General features: G+C 63.9%; 4 protein-coding genes. All 4 read left to right on the top strand.

Annotated elements, in window-relative coordinates; all coding sequences use genetic code 11:
• The coding region (locus tag QZ213_RS26865) for a DUF1236 domain-containing protein (protein ID WP_291689079.1) at nt 1–289 on the top strand (289 nt) is incomplete at its 5' end.
• A 204-nt stretch (nt 290–493) separates the two neighbouring features.
• Nucleotides 494–829 carry a transposase gene (locus QZ213_RS26860; protein ID WP_291689078.1) on the top strand — a complete coding sequence of 112 codons (336 nt, stop codon included), beginning with the start codon at nt 494–496 and terminating at the stop codon, nt 827–829.
• Complete coding sequence (gene tnpB, locus QZ213_RS26855) at nt 826–1,182, top strand: IS66 family insertion sequence element accessory protein TnpB (protein ID WP_247457803.1); 357 nt, start codon at nt 826–828, stop codon at nt 1,180–1,182. Before QZ213_RS26860 ends, tnpB begins: the two co-directional genes overlap by 4 nt.
• Before the next feature lie 69 nt (nt 1,183–1,251).
• Nucleotides 1,252–2,781, top strand: coding sequence for an IS66 family transposase (locus tag QZ213_RS26850; protein WP_291689077.1), 1,530 nt, complete (start codon nt 1,252–1,254; stop codon nt 2,779–2,781).
• The last annotated feature ends 47 nt before the right edge of the window (nt 2,782–2,828 follow it).

Genomic DNA, 2,828 nt, shown 5'->3' with positions numbered 1-2,828 from the left:
TAAATCATCAGCTGCTGACACGAAAGGCTCGGTTGCCGCGCCCCCGGCTGAAAAGCAAAGCCAGATCGCATCCGCAATTAAGTCGGAGAAGGTGGAAGAAGTCACGAACGTTAACTTTAACATCTCGATTGGAACGGTGGTTCCGAGCACAGTGCGCTACTATCCCCTGCCCAGCCGCATTATCGAAATCTACCCAGAATGGCGCGGCTATAGTTTTATTTTGGTGCGGGGGAAGTACCTCATTCTTCGCCCGAGGACTTATGAAATCGTTTACATAATCGAAGGGTGATAACGTTAGACTGTAAGCGGTGTTTTGACCGCACCTTTTCCTGACGTTTACGATCGGCGAGTGTGACGATCTCTGAATCGGAGAGATCGTGTTGTGTCTACGCTTGACCATACGCTTAAGCCGGAGGCAACGACGGCGCGCCGGCTTGAGGTTATCACGGGAACGGGCCGTCGCCGGTGGTTCTCGGCAGACGACAAGGCCCGGATGATTGAAGAGACGCTTGTTCCGGGTGCGGTGGTTTCGGAAGTTGCGCGCCGGCATGGGCTTGCGCCGCAGCAATTGTTCACATGGCGCCGCCAGGCGCGGCAGCCTGCCGGGGCGGACGCCGCCACCATGGCGGCGCAGTTCGTGCCTGCGGTCGTGGAATCGGCATTGCCGGAAGGCGCGGTTCGCCGGCGGCAGCGCCAGCGGACACGCCCGGTGGATCGGGCCTCAGGAATCATCGAGGTGGAGATCGAAGGCGTCTGCGTTCGGATCGGCCGTGGCGCTGACGCCAAGACGATCGCGGTGGTGATCCGGGCGCTGAAGGCCGGCACGTGATCGGTCCGACCGGCACGGTCCGGGTGATGATGGCGACCAAGCCGGTGGACTTCCGCAAGGGCGCCGAGGGACTTGCGGCACTGGTGCGCGAGACGATGAAGTCCGATCCGTTCTCGGGCGCCGTCTATGTGTTCCGGGCGAAACGGGCCGACCGCGTGAAGCTGATCTATTGGGACGGCACGGGAGTGTGCCTGTTCGCCAAACGGCTCGAGGATGGCCAGTTCCGCTGGCCGAACGTGCAGGACGGGGTGATGAGGCTGTCGGCTGCGGAGTTCTCGGCATTGCTGGAAGGGCTCGATTGGCGACGGGTTCACGCCGCGCGCGAGACCCCGGCGCCGGTGCAGCCAGGCTGATCTGCGACAGAGTGAATCAGTCCGACCGAAATGATCGCAAGGCGCAGCGGTACATGATGTAATCGCACCATGACGGCGACGGACACGCTTCCCGATGATCCCGGCACGCTCAAGGCGATGCTACTGGCGGAACGTGCGCGCACCGAACGGTTGGAGCAAATCATCAAGGAGTTGCAGCGTCACCGCTTCGGTCGCCGGGCCGAGACGCTGCCGGAAGATCAATTGCTGCTCGGCCTCGAAGAGGTCGAACAGACGGCGGCGAGCACTGAGGCCGAGAACGAAGCGGCGGCGCCAGCCGAGCGGGCAAGCCACGCCGCCACGCGCCGCACCAACCGTGGATCGCTGCCGGCGTACCTGCCGCGCATCGAGATGGTGGTCGACATCGACGATTATGCCTGCCCATGCTGCCAGGGCGCGCTGCATCGGATTGGCGAGGATATCAGTGAACGGCTCGACATCGTCCCGGCTCAGTTCCGCGTGCTTGTTGTGCGTCGACCCAAATATGCCTGCCGAGCCTGCGAGAACGGGGTGGTGCAGGCGGCTGCGCCGGCGCGGCTGATCGAGGGCGGGTTGCCGACTGAGGCGACGGTGGCGCAGGTTCTCGTCTCCAAATACGCCGATCATCTGCCGCTGTATCGGCAGGCTCAGATCTATGCGCGGCAAGGCATCACGCTCAATCGTTCGACCTTGGCTGACTGGGTCGGCCGCGCCGCCTTCCTGCTGCGACCGGTGCATGAGCGTCTGCTCGCCAGGCTCAAGGGCTCGGCGAAGCTATTCGCCGACGAGACGACGGCGCCGGTGCTCGATCCCGGACGTGGGAAGACCAAGACCGGCCAACTGTGGGCCTACGCGCGCGACGATCGCCCCTGGGGTGGCGCCGACCCGCCCGGCGTGGCCTATGTCTACGCCCCCGATCGCAAGGCGGAGCGGCCGATCGCTCATCTCGCAGGCTTCGCGGGCACCCTTCAGGTCGATGGCTACGCCGGCTATCGCATACTCGCCGAGCGCGGTGACGTGCGACTGGCATTCTGCTGGGCCCATGTCCGCCGACGCTTCTACGAACTCGCCGCGGCCGGTCCGGCGCCGATCGCCAGCGAGGCGCTCGAACGCATCGCCGGGCTCTATGCCATCGAGAGCGATATCCGTGGCAGCGGCGCCGAGGAAAGGCGTGAGGCCAGGCTGCGGCGGAGCCGGCCGATTATCGATGAACTCGAGCCCTGGCTGCGCGCCAAACTCGCTCTGATCAGTCAGAAGACAAAACTCGCTGAAGCGATCCGCTATGCGCTCTCGCGTTGGGAGGGTCTGACCCGCTTCATCGATGACGGCCGCATCGAGATCGACTCCAACACCGTCGAACGCGCGATCCGGCCGATCGCCCTGAACCGTAAAAACGCTCTCTTCGCTGGCTCCGACGGCGGCGGCGAGCATTGGGCGATCATCGCCTCGCTGATCGAGACCTGCAAACTCACGGGCATCGAGCCGCACGCCTACCTCGCCGACGTCATCACAAAGATCGTCAACGGTCACCCGAACAGCCAAATCGACGATCTGCTGCCATGGGCCTATCCCGTTGCCCCGGCGCTCAGGGACGTGGCCTGAGAACGACGCTTACACTGAACCCGACGTCACGACGACGACAGTCATGT

The organism is Bradyrhizobium sp., from assembly GCF_017881085.1.
GTDB lineage: Bacteria > Pseudomonadota > Alphaproteobacteria > Rhizobiales > Xanthobacteraceae > Bradyrhizobium.
This window is presented reverse-complemented; position numbering and strand designations above follow the sequence as displayed.